Below are 19,334 nucleotides of genomic sequence, written 5' to 3'. Positions count from 1 at the left end.
GACAACCCACACTAACGCCACCCCCTGAAAGGGCGTCATGGCATGACGGCGCGCATCGCCTACCACCTGGGTCTGCACCGCCCCACAGTCCGGCGCATCCTGACCCACTACCGCATTCCACACCACCGTCACGCTCATCAGGCGTGCACACCATCGCCAGCGACAAGGCATCCCCAACCCCGCTGGAACGGCCAGTCCGCCGATCGGCCCGCGACGATCCCCAGCACCTTGACCCACCACAGCCAAGTGGTCACCGCCGGCCAGGCAGGCTGCAGTTCAGGCAGGCATGACCGAATGCCAATAACAGTATGAAGCCGCAAAGTCAATGTAATCAACTCACCATACCCGGCCATCAGGAAGAACCTCCGATCACCGCACGAAGGCCAGCATGAACCCCAGAAGCAACCTAGTAGCCTGCCACTAACAGCGGAGATCTGAGATTAACATGAAACTTATCCACGCCAATGTCCTAACATAGCGCTCACTCCCCCACCAGATCAACTCGCGATGGGGACTCCACCCCCTTGACAGAACTTAAACATAATCCATAGTTACGCATTTATCACACCTCCCGTCATTGCATCAAGGGGACTATTATCCTGGCACTCCCGAGCGTATTCCTCTAACGTTCTCAACACCAAATACCCACCAGCCACGAGGAGCGGCAATCACAATCTAAGAACGACTGCACAACGACTCCCATCGACCACCATCAATCCACATCTTCAAAGAGGAAGACTCCCATGATCACCATCTCCCTTCGCCGCGCCGCCAGCGCCGCATCCATCCTCACCCTCACCATCGGAGCCCTTGCCCTACCTACCACAGCACAAGCCGCCGAGCGCGACGGAGTATGCGACAGCGGAGAAGTCTGCTTCTACCACAACAGCAACCAGCAGGGCTCCGTCTCCGACTTCACCGGCTCCATCCCCAACTACGGGAACTCACAACCCAACTGCTACGAGTTCAAGGGCTCGGGGAAGGGCAAGGGCAACTGCCTCAAGAACGACGCAGCCTCCGTCACGAACAACACCGACCAGCCCGTCACCGTCTACTACAACTCCAACTACAAGGGAGCCAGCCAGACCATCCCCGCAGGAGCCTCCGTCAACCTCAATCCCACCCTGAAGAACAACAACGCCTCCCACCAGATCGGCACCGACACCACCAACACACCGCCGCCGGGATCGGGGTCCCTCGATAATCCCCACGGCCCCGCCTGGGGGTCCAATGGGGGCTACACCCCTCGGTCTCAGTGGCTCAAGGACAGGATCGAGCAGGAGTTCCCGAACGTGGAGTGCAACACCTACAAGAGCGCCAAGAAGAGCTCCTCGCATTACACCGGCAATGGCCTGGACTGCTTCGGCAGCCCTGAGGACCGGGAGCGCGTGGCCGAGTGGACGAAGGCCAACGCCCACAGCCTGAAGGTGTGGTACGTCATTCACAATCAGAAGATCTTCAGCCTCTCCAGGCAGCAGGAGGGCTGGAAGACGATGAAGGACCGAGGCTCCGATAGTGCGAACCACAAGGACCACGTCCACATCTCCCTGCAGGATCCCGCCCACCAGTTCTAGTGGTCAATGGGCTGAACCCTGAGGACCATCAGCCTCGACGCTCTCGCCGGACCCGGCGGCCTGCCGGGTCCGGCGAGAGTCCCTGCGCTGCGGGCGCACACAGTTCCGAGCAGCCCCGCGGCGGGGCGGGCACCGGGGCCTCAGGCGTAGCTCTGGCCGGTGAGGGCCTCCACGGCCATGCGGCCCAGGGCGTTGGCCGCCAGGGGGCTGTCGCCGGTCAGGAGCAGGCGGTCGCGGTGCACCTGGCCGCTCATGGAGTCGTTGACCACGGTCAAGCCCTGCTCGCCCAGGCGCTGGCACAGCAGCCACTCCAGCTGGCCGGGCAGGTAGCCGATCTCGACGTTGGCGCCGGTGTCCAGCGCGTCGGGGAAGGCGCACAGGGAGTAGCCGGCGAACAGGGAGGCGCCGTCCTCATCGGTGGCGGCGCACAGGGCGGCCGGGCCGTGGCACAGGGTGATGATGGGGCGCTCCTCCTCCAGGGCCCAGGCCAGGGTGTCCCGGACGGCGGTGCTGGTGGGGATGCCCGCGCCCATGGCGCCATGGCCCCCGGGGATGAACACGGCGGCGTAGGGCGAGTCGGGCCCCAGCTCGGTGGCGACGATGTCGGCCAGGCGCTTGGGCCGCAGCAGTCTGGGCAGCAGCGCCTCATAGGCGGCCTTGACGGCGGCGTCGTCCTGGGGCATGGCCCACATCTCGAGCTTGGCCATGGCACCCGAGAGCGTGGCCACCTCGATCTCGTAGCCGGCGGCCTGCAGGTGCATGAGCGGCACGAGGGTCTCCACCGGGTGGTTGCCGGTGGAGAACAGGCGCCCGCCCCGGGTGGGCAGGTAGCGCTCGTCCACGGCGATGACGAGGATGCTGCGCGGCCCGGGGCCGGCCTGGGGCGCGCCGGCGGCGCCGTCGAAGTCGGTGGTGCGCGGGACGTACTGGCTCAGGGAGTACTCCGAGGGGAAGAAGGCGTTGTGCTCGGCGCGGTCGGGCACGGGGGTTGTCGATGCGGTCATGCTGATCAGCCTCTCCTCACAGTTCTACGGTGCCCGATCGATGCTAGCAATAGATCCAGGATGATCGAGGATGGGAGGGCGGGGGCGGGCAGCGCAGGAGGCATGGGGCGCGGGAGGCATGGGGCGCACGGCCCCGAAAGGGCGTCGGTTCGCGGTTTCGACGTCGCTTCGCGACTTGGACGTACCCTGCAGGTGTCGCCTCCGTCGCGAAGTGACGCGCGTGTCGCGAAGCGACGCTCATTCTGTGGGCGGCCGGCCCCTGCGCCGCCCGGGACGGGGCTCAGGCGGCCGTCGCTGGAGGCCTCAGACGAGGTTGGGACCGGGCTCACCGCCAGCCGGGCCGGGGCGATGAGGTAGGTGGCGGCGCCGACCGGTGCGCAGGGCATGGCTGAAGAAGGCATCGATGGTGATGACGTAGGAGATCATGAACCCGGCGAGCACTGCGGTGTCGACGAGGGTGGCGGCGTAGAGGGCCCCGGGGACCGCTGCATCGTGGTGCATGCCACTATTCTTGGGGTCCCAGTGGTCGGATCCACGCCCTCTCCCCCACCCTGGGGCACCCGCCCGCCAGCATGATGAGCACCGAGGCTCCAGTCGCGCATGGCCCACAGGACCGCCGACCGTGATCGCATGTGCGCTATCATTGCTGCATGGGGCCACGATCCGAGGCTGATCGACTGCGATTCCGCCGCACTGCGGCCGGCATGACGCAGCGGGAGCTGGCTGCCGCCTCCGGGGTGAAGCAGTCCCTGATCGCCTCTGTCGAGAGTGGCGCACGGCAGCCCTCGAGCAACGTGCGCGCCCGACTGGATCATGCCCTGAAGATCCGCCCCTCGGTCCTCCTCAAGCACGCACGCCATGAGGTGAAGGCCAGGGCAGCCCAGTCCGGGTGCAGCGACATGCGCGTATTCGGATCGATCGCTGAAGGCACGGACGACCCTGATTCCGATGTCGATCTTCTCATCCGTTTCCCCGCTGATGCGGACATCGTTGATCTCCTGCATCTCCAGGAGGACCTCTCGGATCTGCTCACCGTGCCGGTGGATGTCGTCTCCGACAGGAGCACCTCACCGTCCTTGAATAGCGCCACGGCCCGGGCGATACCGCTATGAATGAACCGATGGAAGGCCGCATAGCGCGCCGCCTTGCAGATCTCTCAAGATTCGGAGAAGAGGCGGAGTTCATCGGCTCTCACGGCTATGAGGCGTACACAGCAAGGACCGAGCAGGGCGCACTGCTCCGCAATGCTGGTGAACGCATCCTCATCAAGGTGGCCACCGTCGTGGAGAAGCTGCCCGACGATTATAAGGGCGATCATCCAGAGATCGACTGGACCGGGATCACCAGGATGCGCAATCTTGTGGCGCACCACGACGACAAGGTCAATGATGACCTGCTGTGGCGCACGCTGACCACCCGCCTTCCCGGCCTGATCGCCAGCCTCGGCCTATAGCCCGCCGAGCCCGATATTCCCCACCGAGCCCGACGGCGCTACCGCCCGCCTCGGTGGGGAGTGTCGGGCTCGGCGAGGGGGAGGTCGCAGATGGTCAGGTGAAGCGTCTCTCGGCGCAGCGGCTCGGCGAGCGCCCCGCCCATGGCGCCATGAAGGTCCGTGCAGAGCCCGCCCATCCATGCGGCGTCCTGCGGTGGGACCCAGGCAATGACAGTACTGCCGAAGAACCCCGTGAAGGAGCCGGTGGCGGGGTCCACCTTCTGCGCCAGCCCGGGCGGGTAGCCGAAGGTCGACTCATCGGGCACCGAATCCCTCTGAAACCCGCAGACGCGCTCAACCATCGCCTCCAGCGACTCCGACGAACCACCCCTCATCTGCAACCTCATCAAATCATCTTCCACAGAACATTTATTTCCGTCCAGATCAACACTAGTATACCCCCATCAAATCCAAAAATTCGCGCCTTAATCTGCTCAAGAAGAGAATAAACTTAAAAACTATACAAACAAATAAAGGCACGCCAGCATCTTGTGTGCTATTTGCGCCAGCAATAGCCGATCGCAATAAATCTAAAGGCCAGGATCATCCCCGCTAAACCCTTTGGATAGAAAGCGCTCTTGCACGAGCTCTATCGCAAGATCTGGATAAATCTTCATGAGGACATTGAATCGTTCCCACACACTAGCTCCGAGCATCCATGATCGAACTAAGAATTGACTCGCAAGAATCCTCCACCCTCCGTCCCGAGAGTCAGACTCAGATGCGTCCATAGATTCCAAACAGACTAATGCTAAGTTCCCACAATACTCTGCGGCAGCCAGCCGCGTAGCGAACTTACTTACCGATCTAAACTCCGATTGAACAAACCTCTTGGCCCGCTCACACTCACCCAAATTATTGAGGGCACGCACCGCATGCCCCAGTGCCATCACAGAATAGCGACTGGCGGCCTGCCAAAAAAAATCCTCCTTCTGAACTGTCTTTCTAGCTAACTTCGCTATACGGATTGCATCATTCACACAATTTATCTGCGCGAACACCTCGGCGACATCAGCTAACATGCAGGACTGCTGCCAGCCTGCATCATCCATCGCCAAGACCGTGCCCTCAGCCATATTCGCCATCTCCTCCGCATTCTCAGGATTTCCTATGCGGGTCATCAACGTCATTACGCCAACCAACGCCGCGACCCGTGATCGCAAGTGAGCGTCGTCCCAAGCTTCATTAATAGTTTCGTTCAGCGTCCGAACGGCATCGACTCCCCGATCTAATTCGAAGAAAATTGTCGCCAGCTTAAGCAATGAATCAACCTTGGATAGAGGGTCACTCTCGCCCTGAATCGCATCTTTAGCCGAAGCCGTCACCCTCAGCGCGTCATCCATCAGCCCTAAGTCAGCGAATGCGTTCGCTACGTCCACTAAAATAGAAATTCTTAAGGTGTCAAAATCCTCCACATTCTCGGTCGCCAGTTCTGTTTCCTTCAAGATATTCACCGCCTTATCGACATCCCTCACATTGGCGAGCATCCTTGCAATATCAATCTGGAGATGTAGCCGCGATTCCAAATCACTCACACTCAGAGTAGCCGGCTCAGCCAGACGCAATACTTTCAATGCATCATTCACATACCCACCATTAATTAACGCCTCAGCTACACCAACCAACTCGCTAGCCTCGGACATCTTATCCACTTCATAAGGGAAGCTCTCTTCAATAGTTCTCCGGAAGTGTAAGGCGGCGCTTTTTGCCTGGCCGGCCAGCCGCTCTGCATCGTTCATGCACCCCATTTTCGCCGAGGCCCACGCTACATTGAGCAGTGCGCGGCAACGAAATTCACCATCTACGGCAAGCGCGGAATGTTCGGCCTCCTCCAATACAGGACGTGCATGGTCTCTCCTCCCTAATTCAATTAATACGACGGCAGCACGACTGAGAACAATAGATTTTAATTTATCTTTATTTCCAACCAGAATAATGTTTTTCGCAATGTCAACCTTGTTCAGCGCCTCGTCCGCCCGTCCCAGTTTAATTAGAACCTCAGCAGCATTGACCAAAATAAAAGAGTACCAAACCGGTTGAATAGACATTTCCTGTTCAACTACGTTCAATAAACGTAATGATTCATTCGAGCACTTTAGATCAGCAAGCACTTCTGCAATTTCAATGAGTGTATAGTACTTTGAGTCTTTATTAGACTCCGATGCCGCCGACTCAGCCTGTTTCAATATGCGTTGAGCATCAGTTTCACGCCTCAGACTTACATACATTCTTGCGATATCGACGAGCGCATTTGCGCATAATTCTGGATCTGTTTCAGCTAGAGCGATCTCTTCAGCTTTATCATATTGACAAAGGCATGCGAAAAGACTGGCCCGCACACTTGTTCGCAGACGGCGATTGCATAGTCCCCAGATTTCCTTACCAACGTACCCAGTGATCGCAGGAACGCTGGAAAGTACAGCCTCAAAAAGACACTTATGTATCTCTTCCGACCAACCCGTAGAGATACTGTACCTAAAAATCTCATTGATCATCTTCGCACGATCATCAAGATCGGTTGTACTCATGATTCTTTCGCGAATATCATTTGCAGATAGCCCGAGAAACTCCACACTGAACTCGACCATTCCCGGAATGTAGACGTTTCGCTCCAACAGCGCCTTTCTCTCTTCCGCAACCGAGAGGAGATATTTCATTACCCGTTCAGACAATTTCGTCGCATCAGTAACAAGTATCGATTCGCAAGCCTCATCGATCGCGTGCAGAGATCGATACGCACTGCCATAACGACGCACGATCTCCTCATTGCGACTCCTATCAGCCAGCAATTCGAGCACTCCGACATCACCCAGAGATTTTTTGACGACTTCCTGATAACCACCACCAAGCGCGTAGGACGGCGTTTCCCGCGACCATCCGCTCCTATCAACAAGATCCCACATCCATTCAATAATCAAATGACGGTGAGATTCCAGCGCCTCGACTCTCAGATCCGCCCACCACTGCTCATCCTCCGGATCGTCACCCTCACCAAAGCGATCCGGCTGAAGTCGGCGCAACACCTCCCTGAGCACAACATCGTGACCGAGCTGATACGCTGGGACCGGCTTCCCTTCCCAACCAACGTTGAGCGGATGGAGCAGGCGCCCCGATGAACCTCCGACGAACGACTCGACTTCGTCAATCGAGACTTCCATTCCGTCACGAGCAAGAAGCCCACACAAATCTCGCGCTGTTAACGCACCCTCACATGCGGCGAGAAAAGCCCCGACCGGAAGGCCCATCCGAGCACCGAAGAACTCCCGCAGCTGCTCAGGACTAATACTGGCCTCAGCGTGCGGCGACGAGGTTAGTTCGGCAACCCGCGCCACCTCACGGTCGGTGCAGATCACATCGCCAGGAACCGGAGGATTGGGGCGCGAAGCCGTCACAACCCTCACCCCACGCGGCAAAGAGCGCGGGAACACAGACAGGATCGAGGCGGCCCCCGACGCGCTTGTCCTCTCAAAGTAGACATCCTCATCCAACCCGTCAATGAGCAGGACCAGGACCTTCCCCTCGTTCTCGCAGAAACTCGCCGCAAAACGTAGCGCACGCGCTAAAGCAGTCTGCTGCTCCTCCTCCCGAGGGGAGCGCACATACCTGTCCCCGAGTATATTCGCAAGCTGCGCCATAATCACGAAGACAAAATTATTCCGCCCATGCCCAGCCTCGTTCTTACGAACGAAATAAGAAACTACTCGAACACCCTCAGGTGGGTTCTTGGCGAAGGTCGCCATCAGCGCGGTCTTCCCACTCAGCATCCTAGCCTCATAAGCCAGCCAGGACTCTGAACCGTCCTTAACAAAGCGCCGCAGCTCCTCCATCTCCTCCTCACGATCCTTGAGCTCCTCAGGAGTCAGGGAACGGATCTTCTCGTTGTGATCGGCGATGACCTGATCAACCAACTGCCCCTCCACCGGGCGGTCGCGCAATTCCGACAGGATGTCGCCCGTTTCCTCCAAGCAATCGAGTATGAGGCGCAGCGCCTCAGCGTCAGTCAAGCACTCTACAGCCCTCCTGCAGGCAGTCTCCAACACCCGATCGAAAGCCACTTTCGCGGAGGCCTGCTCCAGCTTCTCCCGGCGCTCGTGACCGCCCGCTCCCAGTAATATGGACCGGAGTTGTTCCCAGTCATACCCGGCCCGCCGTCGATGCTCATCAGCCAGTCCGCGGAAAAGCTCCGCCACATACGATGAGGCTAACTCCCAGTCGGTTTCTGAGATATCCCTGTAGTCAGGATCATCGAGAGGAATGGCCTTAGCGATGTCCTCGGCGACGCGTTGCCCTGCACGAGTGCGTGCACCCTGATTCGGCTGCAGCTGCTTCATCCGATCTATCAGGCCGGAGGCATCACCCACCAGATCAGCACCGGCAGCCTGACCACCAGCCCGTAGCGCCACCTGCACCACCGCGAGGCCAACGCTGAGAAGAACTGCGCTGTTCACCACTCCGCCACACTCCATCCAACGTTATCGCGGGTACCTAAGGCGCGGCCGCCCGCCCTCAGCGGTCGTTCTCACATATCCGCAGAAGGAGCGTTACCCGCATCCTCGCCGTCCCCTCCGCTCTCGGCGGGCCTGTCCTCGGCCTCGTCCGGCGGCTCGGGCACGCTGACCTCGGGGGCGGGGCGGCCGCCGGGGGCGGACACGGGCGCGGCTGCCGGGCGGCGCTGGGCCTGGGCCTGAAGCATCTCGGCGACCACCTCGTCGGCCGTCTTCTTCTCCGCGTCCATCGCGTTCTTCACATCCGCCGCATACAGGTCCACATACTCCTGGCCCGAGAGGGCCATGAGGGCGTACATGATCTCATCGGTGATCGAGCGCAGGACGAAGCGGTCGTTCTCCAGCCCCTTGTAGCGCGAGAAGTCCAGCGGCTCGCCAATGACGATCCCCACCCGATGGCGGGTCGAGGGGATCGCCTGGCCGATCGGCTGGGCCAGGTTCGAGCCGATCATGGCCACCGGCACCACCGGGGCCCCCGTCGCCAGGGTGATGCGGGCCACGCCCGTCTTGCCGCGGTAGAGGCGCCCATCGGGGCTGCGGGTGCCCTCGGGGTAGATGCCGAACAGGTGCCCCGCGCGCAGGCGGTCGATCCCCGCCTGGAGAGCCGCCTGGGAGGCCTTGCCCCCACTGCGGTCCACCGGGATCGTGCCCACCGTCTTCATGAAGTTCTTCACCGCCCAGCCCTTGATCCCCTTGCCGGTGAAGTAGTCGGCCTTGCCGATGAAGGCCACCTCGCGATCCACCAGCAGCGGCAGGAAGAAGGAGTCGATGACCGCCAGGTGATTGGAGGCCAGGATCGCCGCGCCCTCCGCCGGAATGTTCTCCTCCCCGCGGATCCAGGGCTGGTAGAGCATCTCCAGGGCCGGGCCGACTGTCGCCTTGATGGGTCCGTATCCCACGGGGCCTCCTGTCACTACATGGTCAGGCGGTCGCCGTGCGGGACCGGCATCACCAGGGGAGGATGAGGCCAGGACCGTCGGGCCGCTCGCGTATGGGCACGATTCTAGGGGCTGGGAGCACCTGCGCGCACCGGGTTGCACGCCCGGGCGGGGCGGGCCCCGGTCGCAACGACGTCGGCGCCCTGCCCTACCCTGCCCACGTGAGCACTCCGCCGTCGACGCTGCCCCCACCGGGCCCACCGGGCCCGCCGGACCCGCCGACGGCGCCCGTAGGCATCCAGGCCAGCCTGGAGGACCTGGGCACGCCCCTGAGCCACGTGACCTTCCTGGTGGTCGACGTCGAGACCACCGGCGGCGCCCCCGGGGCCCACGCCCTGACCGAGATCGGAGCCGTCAAGGTGCGCGGCGGCCGGGTCCTGGAGGAGTTCTCCACCCTGGTCAACCCCGGGGCGGCCATCCCCGCCCAGATCACCATGCTCACCGGCATCACCAATGCCATGGTTGCCGGCGCCCCCGCCGTCAGCGCCGCCATGGAGGCCTTCCTCACCTGGGCCGACGGCGCCGCCCACCACGACGCCGCCGCGCCCCGGGAGGAGACCGTGCTCGTGGCCCACAACGCGCGCTTCGACCTCAGCCATCTGCGCGCCGCAGCCCAGCACAGCGGCCAGGACTGGTCCGCGCCCCGCGTGCTGGACACCCTGGCCCTGGCCCGCCGGGCCTGGAGCCGCAGCGATGTGCCCAACCACCGCCTATCCACCCTGGCCTCCTTCGTGGGCTCCCCCACCCGCCCCACCCACCGGGCCCTGGACGACGCGCGCGCCACCGTCGAGGTCCTGCACGCCGCCCTGGAGGCCCTGGCGCCCCTGGGGGTCACCCACCTGGAGGACCTGGCCACCGCCACCGACCCCGTCCCCGCGCGCCGGCGCGCCAAGAGCCGCCTGGCCGACCCCCTGCCCACCTGCCCCGGCGTCTACCAGTTCTGCTCCGCGGCCGGCCAGGTGCTCTACGTCGGCAGCGCCTCCAGCCTCAAGCGCCGGGTGCGCTCCTACTTCACGGCCGCGGAGAAACGCCGCAAGGTCGCCCAGATGCTCGACACCACCGTTGAGGTCCGCCATATCGCCACCCCCACCCTCATCGAGGCGCGGGTGCGCGAGCTGCGGCTCATCGCCGAGCTCGACCCGCCGGTCAACCGCCGCTCGCGCTCCCCCGGCAGGCAGCCCTGGCTCCGCCTGGCCCCCGGCCCCCAGCCCCGCCTGTCCCTGACCACCGTACTGCCCACCAGTGAGGCCACCGGCGCCGTGGGCCCCTTCGCCTCGCGCCGCAGCGCCCAGGAGGCCCTGCGGGCCGCGGAGTCCGTCCTGCGCCTGGGCCGCTGGGACGGCGCGCACCGCCGCGTGCGCCCCGACGACGCCCCCGCCACCGCCGACCAGGCGGCCGCCTGCCTGTCGGGGCACATCGACCTGGTGGCCACTCCCCTCCTGGAGCGCATCAGCGCCCTGGCCGCCGACCAGCGCTACGAGGAGGCCGGCGCCTGGACCCACCGCCTGCGCGCCCTCCTGCACGGGGTACTGCGCGCCGAGCGGGCCAGGCCCCTGCTGGCCTGCCCCCACCTCATCGCCGCCCGGCGCCGCCAGGGCGGGGGCTGGGAGCTGATCGCCGTGCGCTGGGGCATGCTGGCCGGCTCCATGGCCACCCCGCCCGGTGCGGATCCCCGCCCCGGGGTTGAGGCCCTGCGGGCCAGCGCCAGGATCGTGGAGCGCCCCGAGCGCGTCGGGCAGGGCGCCAGCGTGGAGGAGACGCTCCTGCTGGCCGACTGGGCACTCGATGAGGGGGCGCGCCTGGTCGAGGTCGAGGGCGACCCGCAGTGCCTGGCCTGGCCCCTGGGCGCGGCGGCGCGCCACCGCAAGGTCCTCGACGCCGAGCCGTGAGCCCGGCGCCGTGGCCCCATGCCCGTGGGCGCGATGGGCGGGCTCAGCCCGCGGGGACGACGCTGCCGGGCCGGGCCGTCAGCGCCGCCGTCACCGCCGCCTGGAGGCTCAACGGGTCCAGGGGCCGCGGGACGACGGCCTCGGCCTTGGCCCAGGCCGACAGCCAGGCGTCCTGGGGCCGGGCGGTCAGCAGCACCACCGGCGGGCGCTGGTCCAGCTCGGTGAACAGCTCGTGGGCCAGGCCCATGCCCCCCAGCTTCTTGGCCTCGGCGTCCAGGACCAGCGCATCGAAGGGCGCCAGGCCCTCCTGGCTGCGGTCCTTGATGGCCATGCGCACGCCCTCGGCCGTGGCCGCCTCCTTCCAGGACACCAGCGGCAGGCCCTTGGCGGGGCGCCGCCCGACACCCTCGATGACCTCGCGGCGCACCGTGGCATCGTCGGAGAAGACGAGGAGCTCGAGGCGCTGGGACGCGGCCTGATTGGTCATGCGATCCTCCATTGTCGGCGCACGGCGCTGGCCGTGCGTGGGCAGAGCGTTCAGCGGTCAGTGTAATCACAGGTGGCTGGAGCCCACCCTCTTCTCCGCTGAGAGCACTGCGCCTACCATCATCCTTGTCCGGGACTTCAGTCCCACCTGTGTGGGCTGGAGCTTCATCGCCGAAGAAAGGCACCTCGATGGCCGTTTACACCCTGCCCGAGCTCCCCTACGACTACGCCGCCCTGGAGCCCCACATCTCCGGGAGGATCATGGAGCTCCACCACGACAAGCACCACGCCGCCTACGTCGCCGGGGCCAACGCCGCCCTGGAGGCCCTGGCCGCCGCCCGCGAGAGCGGTGACCTGGGCGCCATCAACCTGTGGGAGAAGAACCTGGCCTTCAACCTGGCCGGCCACACCAACCACACCGTGTTCTGGAAGAACCTGTCCCCCAACGGCGGCGGCCAGCCCGAGGGCGAGCTGGCCGAGGCCATCAAGGACTCCTTCGGCTCCTTCGAGAAGTTCAAGGCCCAGTTCGCCGCGGCCGCCCTGGGCATCCAGGGATCGGGCTGGGCGGTGCTGGCCTACGACACCATCTCCGGCAAGCTGGTCATCTTCCAGGTCTACGACCACCAGTCCAACCTCCCCCTGGGCGCGGTCCCGCTGTTCCTGGTGGACATGTGGGAGCACGCCTTCTACCTGGACTACCTCAACGTCAAGGCCGACTACGTCGCCGCCATCTGGAACATCGCCAACTGGCAGGACGTCTCCGAGCGCCTGGCCGAGGCCGTGGCCAAGGCCGGCGGCCTCATCCTGCGCTGACTCATTCCTGCGCTGAGCCGCACTGACCACGCGCGCTGAGAGCAGCTCGGCCCCGGAAGCCCTCCATGGGCTTCCGGGGCCGAGTGCATGACGGCGCGGGGCGGGGCCGGCCCGCCGGCCTCAGAGCACCTGCTCGATATCCATGACGAAGGCGCTCGCCGGGGTGCCGGTGGTCTCGTCCTTGGGCATGAGGATGACCACGCGGGAGCCCGCCGGCACACCCGCCAGCTTGTCCAGCGGCGGCTGGTCGTCCAGGACCAGCACCTGCGGGGAGTCCTGATCCCAGGTGGAGAAGGGCTGGCCGGCCTGGCCGCCCGCCCACGGGGCGCCCGCGGTGTGCGCCAGGACCTTCGATCCGGCCTCCAGGGGAGCGCCACTGCCCCGGGCCAGGACGATGACCTCGGGCTCGGTCGGCTCGGCCGCGCCCTCATTGACGGTGATCGTGGCGGCCTCCCCCAGGCTCCCGCTGACGCTCACGCCGCGCTCGGCGAGGGCCGCCTCCCCCTCCACCACCGCATCCTTGGTGCCCGCGGAGATCTCCTCGGGGCTGCCGCCGCCCAGCACATCGACGACGAAGACCAGGTCGCCCGAGGGCTGCCCCTGCTGCGGCAGCTGCTCGGCCGCCGCGCTGGGGGTGGGCTGCTTCTCCCCGTAGGCCAGCTCCGCGGGGATCGACAGGAGCACGCGGTCCCCCACGTGCGTGCCCGCCAGTCCGCAGGTCCACCCGGGGATGACGGCCTTGAGGGAGAAGGAGGCAGGGGCGCCCCGGCCCCAGGAGGTGTCGAAGGCCTGGGAGGAGTCCCACTCCCAGCCCACGTAGTTGGCCACGATGACGTCGTCGGAGCCGATCTGCGCGCCACTGCCCTCGGTGAGGGTCTTGACCGTGAGGTTCTCAGGGGCCTGGCCACCACCCCAGGAGACCGCCGGCTCCTCGCCGTCAGCGCCCGAGAGGGTGGGCAGGGTCGCGGCGTCGGAGTCCACCGTCACCGTCGAGCAGTCGACGGCGGTGGGCGGGGCCGCCGGGGTGGAGGCGGCGGCGTCGGGCTCGGCGTCCTGCCCGCACCCGGCCAGGGTGAGGCAGGCCGCCAGGGCCAGGGTGGACAGGGTCAGGGGCGTGCGACGCACAGGTGCTCCTTGAGATGAGGCGGTAGAACGGTCACGACGATGTCTCGGGAGTGCCGGGATACTCCCCCGCAGGAGGGGCTGGCAGGGGTGGGGCCATCATGCACGGCGCCGCCGACTCCTGCGGGGAGCCGGCGGCGCAGCGCGTGTCGAGGGGCGCGGGTCAGTTGAAGGACTCCCCGCAGGCGCAGGTCCCCGCAGCATTGGGGTTGTCGATGGTGAAGCCCTGCTTCTCGATGGTGTCGGCGAAGTCGATGGTGGCGCCCGAGAGGTAGGGCACGCTCATGCGGTCCACGACCACCTCCACGGACTCCAGCTCGGCCCCACCGGTGGGGAAGGCGCGCAGGGCGTCGCCGTCGAGCAGGCGCTCATCGAAGTAGAGCTGGTAGACCAGGCCCGAGCAGCCTCCGGGCTGCACGGCCACGCGCAGGCGCAGGTCATCACGGCCCTCCTGGATGAGCAGGCTGGCAACCTTGGCCGCCGCCGTCTCGGTGAGGACGACCTCGTGCTCGGGGGCCTGCGCGTCGGCGTCGGTGAGGGTGCTCTGTGCCATATGTCTCTCCTGTGAAGCGGTGCTGAGGTGCTGCGAGGCCGCGGCACCAGCATTGTTCCCGCTCCACCCTACGCCCTCCGGCGCGACTCAGGCCAGGGTGACCAGCTCCATGTACTCCTCGCCCCACAGGTCCTCATCACCGTCGGGCAGCAGCAGGACGCGATCGGGGGCCAGGGCCTCCACCGCCCCCTCGTCGTGAGTGACCAGAACCACGGCACCGGTGAACGTGGACAGCGCCCGCAGGATCTCCTCACGGCTGGCCGGGTCCAGGTTGTTCGTGGGCTCATCGAGCAGCAGCACGTTGGCCGAGGAGACCACCAGCATCGCCAGGGCGAGCCGGGTCTTCTCCCCGCCCGACAGAACGCGGGCGGGCTTGTCGGCGTCGGCCCCCGAGAAGAGGAAGGATCCCAGGATGCTGCGCACCTGGGTGTCGTCCATGCCGGGAGCCGCGCGGCGCAGATTGCCCACCACCGTGTCGGCGTCATCGATGGTCTCGTGCTCCTGGGCGTAGTAGCCGATCTTCAGGCCGTGGCCGGGCACGACCCGGCCGGAGTCGGACTCCTCCACCCCGCCCAGCAGGCGCAGGAGCGTGGTCTTGCCCGCGCCGTTGAGGCCCAGGACCACCACGCGCGAGCCGCGGTCGATGGCCAGGTCCACGCCGGCGAAGACCTCCAGGGAGCCGTAGGCCTTGGACAGGCCCATGGCCCGCAGCGGCGTCCTGCCGCAGGGTGCGGGGTCGGGGAAGCGCAGGTGGGCGACCCTCTCCACCTGGGCCTCCTCCTCCAGCCCGGCCAGGAGCCGGTCGGCTCGCTTGAGCATCTGCTGGGCGGCCACGGCCTTGGTGGCCTTGGCGCGCATCTTCTCCCCCTGGGCGCGCAGGGCGGCCGCCTTCTTCTCCGCGTTGGCCCGCTCGCGACGACGGCGGTGCTCATCCTCCCCTCGCTGCCTGAGGTAGGCGTCCCAGCCCAGGTGGTAGACGTCGAGCACCCCGCGGCCGGCATCGAGGTACATCACCTGGTTGACAGTGTCGCGCAGCAGCTCGACGTCGTGGCTGATGACCACGAAGCCGCCGGAGTAGGCGCGCAGGTGGTCGCGCAGCCACAGCACCGAGTCGTGGTCGAGGTGGTTGGTGGGCTCATCGAGCAGCAGGGTCTCGGGCTGCTGGAACAGGACACGGGCCAGCTCGACGCGCCGCCGCTGCCCGCCCGAGAGGGTGCCGATGGGCTGGTCCAGGACCCTGTCGGGCAGACCCAGGGCCGCAGCGATGCGGGCCGCCTCTGAGGCGGCCGCATAGCCGCCGGCCATGGTGAACTCGTGATCCAGGCGCGTGTAGCGGTCCAGGGCCTTGGCCTGGGCATCGCCCTCGGTGGTGGCGATGCGCTCCTCGGCCTTGCGCATGCGGGCCAGGAGCCGGTCGATCCCGCGGGCCGAGAGGATACGGCCCCGGGCGGGCTCCTCCAGGTCGCCGACCTTGGTGTCCTGGGGCAGGTAGCCCACGGTGCCGTTGCAGCTGATCGCGCCCTCATGCTCGACGGCCTCCAGGCCATGGCGCTCATCGGCGTCGGCCACCGGCTGGCCCGAGCCCTGGGCCACGGCGCTGGCGGCCAGGAGCTTGGTCATCGTGGTCTTGCCGGCGCCGTTGCGGCCCACCAGCCCGATGCGCATCCCCTTGTCGACTCTGAAGGAGGCGCCGCCGACGAGCTGGCGGGCACCGATGCGCATCGTGAGGTCCTGGACGTTGATCACGCGCGCCATCGTACGGCTCTGCGGCCCTCCAGGGACGTCAGTCCCACCACAGCCACCAGCCCTGCGCGCCCGAGGCCCACTCGGGGCGGGTGCGCAGGATCTCATCGGGCATGGCCAGGCCGTCCAGGCGGTAGCGTGAGGCGATACGTGACCACAGCTCCTGGCACTGGCACTCGCCCCGGTGCTCGGGGTGGATGCGCAGGTCCTGAAGGTCAGTGTCGGCCACCCACAGGGCCTCGGCGCTCAGGCGCTCATCGTCGCGCTGGGGGCCGATGCCGTAGCCGGACAGGCGCACCTGGCCATCGGCCCGGGCGCAGGCGGTGAGCATCGCCCCCAGGGTGGGGGCCAGGTTCTGCCGGTCGGCCAGGGCGGCCTCGGGCAGGATCTCCAGGAGCTGCTGGGCGGTGGCGGCATCCAGCCCCTGGTAGGGCACGTAGTCGCTCACGGGCCCGGCCCCGGTGTCGATGAGGGAGGGCCCGCACCAGCCGGCGGGGGCCAGGCCCACGCTGCGCCGGGGATCGGGCCATTGGGCCAGCAGTGGCCACATCCCCACCCGCACGCTCCAGCCGGCGGGGCCGTAGAGCCCCTCCTCCCGGCGCTTGGGGAAGGGCGGCGGCTGAAGGATGGGGGCGGCGGGCGTGATGTCCGGGGTCGTGGCGGTGCTCATGGGCTCTTCTCCTCAAAGGCGGGATCGCTGCGCGGCGGATGACGCGGTGCCCCCGGTGGGGCACCGCCCCAGGCTGCGACGCCGCGCACGCCGCGTCATCCGCACGACGGCGCCCCTGTGAACCGCGCGGCGCACAGGTGTCACTTAGACGCATTGGGGTGCGCGGCTCGCCCCGTGATCCCGGGCCCGGAGGGGCTCGAGGCCGCCCGGCGCGCTCCCCGAGCAGCCCCGCAACCAGCCGTCCTATGAGATTTCGACGCATGGCAGTAGCCTGTTCCCGAACCGTCTCCCTTGACGGCACACGACAAGCGGTGTGCAGGTCGCCCCCGATCGCATCGATACAGGTGCCCCTATCGACCCTGCCGCCGGGAAAGGCCCCACATGGCAACCACCACGTCCACCCCAGAGGCGATCCTCGACGCCGTCGGTGGCGCTGGCAACATCGTCCACCTCACCCACTGCGCCACCCGCCTGCGCTTCGAGCTCAACGACGCCTCCGTCGTCGACAAGGCCGTCGTCGAGGCGATCCCCGGCGTCATGGGCGCAGTGCCCCAGTCGGGGGATCGTTACCAGATCATCATCGGCGGGGCCGTGCAGGGGGTGTACAACGACATCAGCAACCTGCCCGCCATGAAGGCCAAGGGATCGGGCGGCTCCGACGCCGATGTCAAGGCCGCCGCGCGCGCCAAGGCCCGCGGCAAGAACGCCTACGTCGACGCCTTCTTCGAGTACCTCTCGGACTCCTTCCGCCCCCTGCTCCCGGTGCTGCTGGGCGCCTCCCTCATCATCGCCTTCGAGGCCTTCCTCGACGCCTTCGGGCTGGTCGACTTCCGCGACGATGCCGCCAAGGGCGCCTCCTGGGTCTTCGTGGACGCCATGTGGCGCTCGGTGTTCTACTTCCTGCCCGTCATGGTGGCCTACAACGCCTCCAAGAAGCTCAACATCGACCCCTGGGTGGGCACGGCCATCATGGCCTCGCTGCTCACGCCCAACTTCATGAGCCTGAGCTCGAACTACACCGAGACCGAGGAGGGGTCCGGTCTCTACAAGGCCGGGGTCATGTTCTCCGACCAGGTCACCTGCACCACCAACGCGACCCTGGGGACGGAATCCTGTGTGGCCAGGATCTTCGGCCTTCCCATGCAGCTCAATGACTACGGCGGCCAGGTCTTCGTACCCCTCATGATGGTGGCCGTCCTGGCACTGGTCTACAAGATGCTGACCAGGATCTTCCCGGCCAACCTCCAGATGGTCTTCGTGCCCTTCTTCGCCTTCGTCATCATGATGCCGCTGACCGCCTTCGTCCTGGGCCCCATCGGTGTGTGGGCCGGTAACGGCATCGGCGCCGGGCTGGCCTGGCTCAACGGGCACGCACCCATCGTCTTCGCCATCCTCATCCCGCTCATCTACCCCTTCCTGGTGCCGCTGGGCCTGCACTGGCCGCTCAACGCGCTCATGCTCGTCAACATCCAGACCCTGGGCTACGACTTCATCCAGGGCCCCATGGGCGCCTGGAACTTCGCCTGCTTCGGCGCCACCGCCGGTGTGCTCGTGCTGGCCATCCGCGACAAGGACAAGGTCATGCGCCAGACGGCCTCCGGCGCCCTGGCCGCCGGCCTCATGGGCGGTATCTCCGAGCCGAGCCTCTACGGTATCCACCTGCGCTTCAAGCGCATCTACCCGCGCATGCTCGTGGGCTGTGCCGTCGGTGGTCTCATCGTGGGCCTGGGCGGCGGCCTGAAGGCCTCCACCTTCGTGTTCACCTCCCTGTTCACCATCCCGGTCTTCTCCCCGGTGGTGCTCTACCTCATCGCCATCGCCGCCGCCTTCGCGACCTCGATGACCCTCATCATCATCACCGACTACCGCACCAAGGAGGAGCGCGCCGAGGCCCTGGCCACCGCCAACGGCGCCGCCGCCAGTGCCGTGGCCGTCGAGGCTACCGGCCCCGCCGCTGAGCCGGTCAACGAGGCCGCCGAGGTCAAGCCCGCCCTCGTGCCCGGCACCGTCACCGAGCTGGTCTCCCCGCTGGCCGGCACGGTCCTGCCCCTCGATGAGGTGGCCGACCCGGTCTTCTCCTCGGGCGCCGTCGGCCAGGGAGTCGGCGTCAACCCCGAGGGCGACATCGTGGTGACCGCCCCGGCGGACGGCAAGGTGCTCGTGGCCCCCGCCTCCGGGCACGCCTACGGCATCACCCTGGACAACGGCGTGGAGATCCTCATCCACGTCGGCCTGGACACCGTCAACCTGGAGGGCAAGGGCTTCGACGTCAAGGTCTCCCAGGGCGACCGGGTCACGGCCGGCCAGGAGCTCGTCGTCGTGGACCGCGCGGTCATCGAGGAGGCCGGCTACCCGCTGACCACCCCGGTGCTGGTGACCAACACCGCCTCCTTCGCCTCGGTGGAGGTCGTCCCCAGCGGTGAGGTGGCCTCCGGCGCCCCACTGCTGAGGATCACCGCCAAGGACGAGTGACCCACCGGCGAATGAGCGCCGACGAGTGACCCCGGAACCCCGGAGTCGCAGGGGCGGGGCGGAAGGGATGACC

General features: G+C 66.3%; 16 protein-coding genes. 6 read left to right on the top strand and 10 right to left on the bottom strand.

The window, feature by feature from the left end; all coding sequences use genetic code 11:
- Positions 1–743 precede the first annotated feature (743 nt).
- A complete protein-coding gene (locus MANAM107_RS11030) occupies positions 744–1,574 on the top strand; it encodes a peptidase inhibitor family I36 protein (RefSeq protein ID WP_223908332.1) in 831 nt (276 codons plus the stop codon).
- A gap of 140 nt (positions 1,575–1,714) precedes the next feature.
- On the opposite strand, the gene hchA is transcribed toward MANAM107_RS11030, so the two are convergent.
- Both hchA and MANAM107_RS11020 read right to left on the bottom strand, forming a co-directional pair.
- Complete coding sequence (gene hchA / locus MANAM107_RS11025; RefSeq protein ID WP_223908330.1) at positions 1,715–2,578, bottom strand: glyoxalase III HchA; 864 nt, start codon at positions 2,576–2,578, stop codon at positions 1,715–1,717.
- Positions 2,579–2,881: 303 nt separating this feature from the next.
- Complete coding sequence (locus tag MANAM107_RS11020) at positions 2,882–3,079, bottom strand: hypothetical protein (RefSeq protein WP_223908328.1); 198 nt, start codon at positions 3,077–3,079, stop codon at positions 2,882–2,884.
- Between the two features lie 149 nt (positions 3,080–3,228).
- Between MANAM107_RS11020 and MANAM107_RS11015 the strand changes: the two genes are divergently transcribed.
- Both MANAM107_RS11015 and MANAM107_RS11010 read left to right on the top strand, forming a co-directional pair.
- Positions 3,229–3,690 carry an XRE family transcriptional regulator gene (locus tag MANAM107_RS11015; RefSeq protein ID WP_223908326.1) on the top strand — a complete coding sequence of 154 codons (462 nt, stop codon included), beginning with the start codon at positions 3,229–3,231 and terminating at the stop codon, positions 3,688–3,690.
- Positions 3,687–4,031 carry a HepT-like ribonuclease domain-containing protein gene (locus MANAM107_RS11010; RefSeq protein ID WP_223908322.1) on the top strand — a complete coding sequence of 115 codons (345 nt, stop codon included), beginning with the start codon at positions 3,687–3,689 and terminating at the stop codon, positions 4,029–4,031. Before MANAM107_RS11015 ends, MANAM107_RS11010 begins: the two co-directional genes overlap by 4 nt.
- 38 nt (positions 4,032–4,069) lie before the next feature.
- Here MANAM107_RS11010 and MANAM107_RS11005 read toward each other — a convergent pair whose 3' ends face one another.
- The 3 genes from MANAM107_RS11005 to MANAM107_RS10995 form a co-directional block, all read right to left on the bottom strand.
- On the bottom strand, positions 4,070–4,405 hold the full coding sequence (locus MANAM107_RS11005; protein ID WP_223908320.1) for a hypothetical protein: 336 nt from the start codon (positions 4,403–4,405) through the stop codon (positions 4,070–4,072).
- A 195-nt stretch (positions 4,406–4,600) separates the two neighbouring features.
- Positions 4,601–8,521, bottom strand: coding sequence for a tetratricopeptide repeat protein (locus tag MANAM107_RS11000; protein WP_223908318.1), 3,921 nt, complete (start codon positions 8,519–8,521; stop codon positions 4,601–4,603).
- Between the two features lie 68 nt (positions 8,522–8,589).
- Positions 8,590–9,474, bottom strand: coding sequence for a lysophospholipid acyltransferase family protein (locus MANAM107_RS10995; RefSeq protein ID WP_223908316.1), 885 nt, complete (start codon positions 9,472–9,474; stop codon positions 8,590–8,592).
- 275 nt (positions 9,475–9,749) lie between these two features.
- Here MANAM107_RS10995 and MANAM107_RS10990 point away from each other — a divergent pair, with 275 nt between their 5' ends.
- Entirely contained in the window at positions 9,750–11,402 is a 1,653-nt protein-coding gene (locus tag MANAM107_RS10990; RefSeq protein ID WP_223913136.1) for a DEDD exonuclease domain-containing protein, read from the top strand.
- A 43-nt stretch (positions 11,403–11,445) separates the two neighbouring features.
- Here MANAM107_RS10990 and MANAM107_RS10985 read toward each other — a convergent pair whose 3' ends face one another.
- On the bottom strand, positions 11,446–11,889 hold the full coding sequence (locus MANAM107_RS10985; protein WP_223908313.1) for a DNA-binding transcriptional response regulator: 444 nt from the start codon (positions 11,887–11,889) through the stop codon (positions 11,446–11,448).
- A 188-nt stretch (positions 11,890–12,077) separates the two neighbouring features.
- On the opposite strand from MANAM107_RS10985, the gene MANAM107_RS10980 reads away from it, so the two are divergent.
- Positions 12,078–12,701, top strand: coding sequence for a superoxide dismutase (locus MANAM107_RS10980; RefSeq protein WP_223908311.1), 624 nt, complete (start codon positions 12,078–12,080; stop codon positions 12,699–12,701).
- 120 nt (positions 12,702–12,821) lie between these two features.
- Here the strand turns inward: MANAM107_RS10980 and MANAM107_RS10975 are convergent, their stop codons facing one another.
- From MANAM107_RS10975 to MANAM107_RS10960, 4 genes are all read right to left on the bottom strand, one after another.
- Entirely contained in the window at positions 12,822–13,826 is a 1,005-nt protein-coding gene (locus MANAM107_RS10975) for an FKBP-type peptidyl-prolyl cis-trans isomerase (protein WP_223908309.1), read from the bottom strand.
- A 160-nt stretch (positions 13,827–13,986) separates the two neighbouring features.
- Positions 13,987–14,376, bottom strand: coding sequence for a HesB/IscA family protein (locus MANAM107_RS10970; RefSeq protein ID WP_223908307.1), 390 nt, complete (start codon positions 14,374–14,376; stop codon positions 13,987–13,989).
- Positions 14,377–14,463: 87 nt separating this feature from the next.
- Positions 14,464–16,122 (bottom strand): ABC-F family ATP-binding cassette domain-containing protein, encoded by a 1,659-nt coding sequence (locus MANAM107_RS10965; protein WP_223908304.1) that lies wholly within the window; start codon positions 16,120–16,122, stop codon positions 14,464–14,466.
- Positions 16,123–16,159: 37 nt separating this feature from the next.
- The gene (locus MANAM107_RS10960; RefSeq protein ID WP_223908302.1) at positions 16,160–16,789 is read right to left on the bottom strand and encodes a hypothetical protein; all 630 of its coding nucleotides are present in this window, start codon (positions 16,787–16,789) and stop codon (positions 16,160–16,162) included.
- 381 nt (positions 16,790–17,170) lie between these two features.
- Between MANAM107_RS10960 and MANAM107_RS10955 the strand changes: the two genes are divergently transcribed.
- Positions 17,171–19,261: a glucose PTS transporter subunit IIA gene (locus MANAM107_RS10955; protein WP_223908300.1), complete on the top strand. Its 2,091-nt coding sequence runs from the start codon at positions 17,171–17,173 to the stop codon at positions 19,259–19,261.
- The last annotated feature ends 73 nt before the right edge of the window (positions 19,262–19,334 follow it).

It is taken from the genome of Actinomyces capricornis, assembly GCF_019974135.1.
Lineage (GTDB): Bacteria > Actinomycetota > Actinomycetes > Actinomycetales > Actinomycetaceae > Actinomyces > Actinomyces capricornis.
This window is presented reverse-complemented; position numbering and strand designations above follow the sequence as displayed.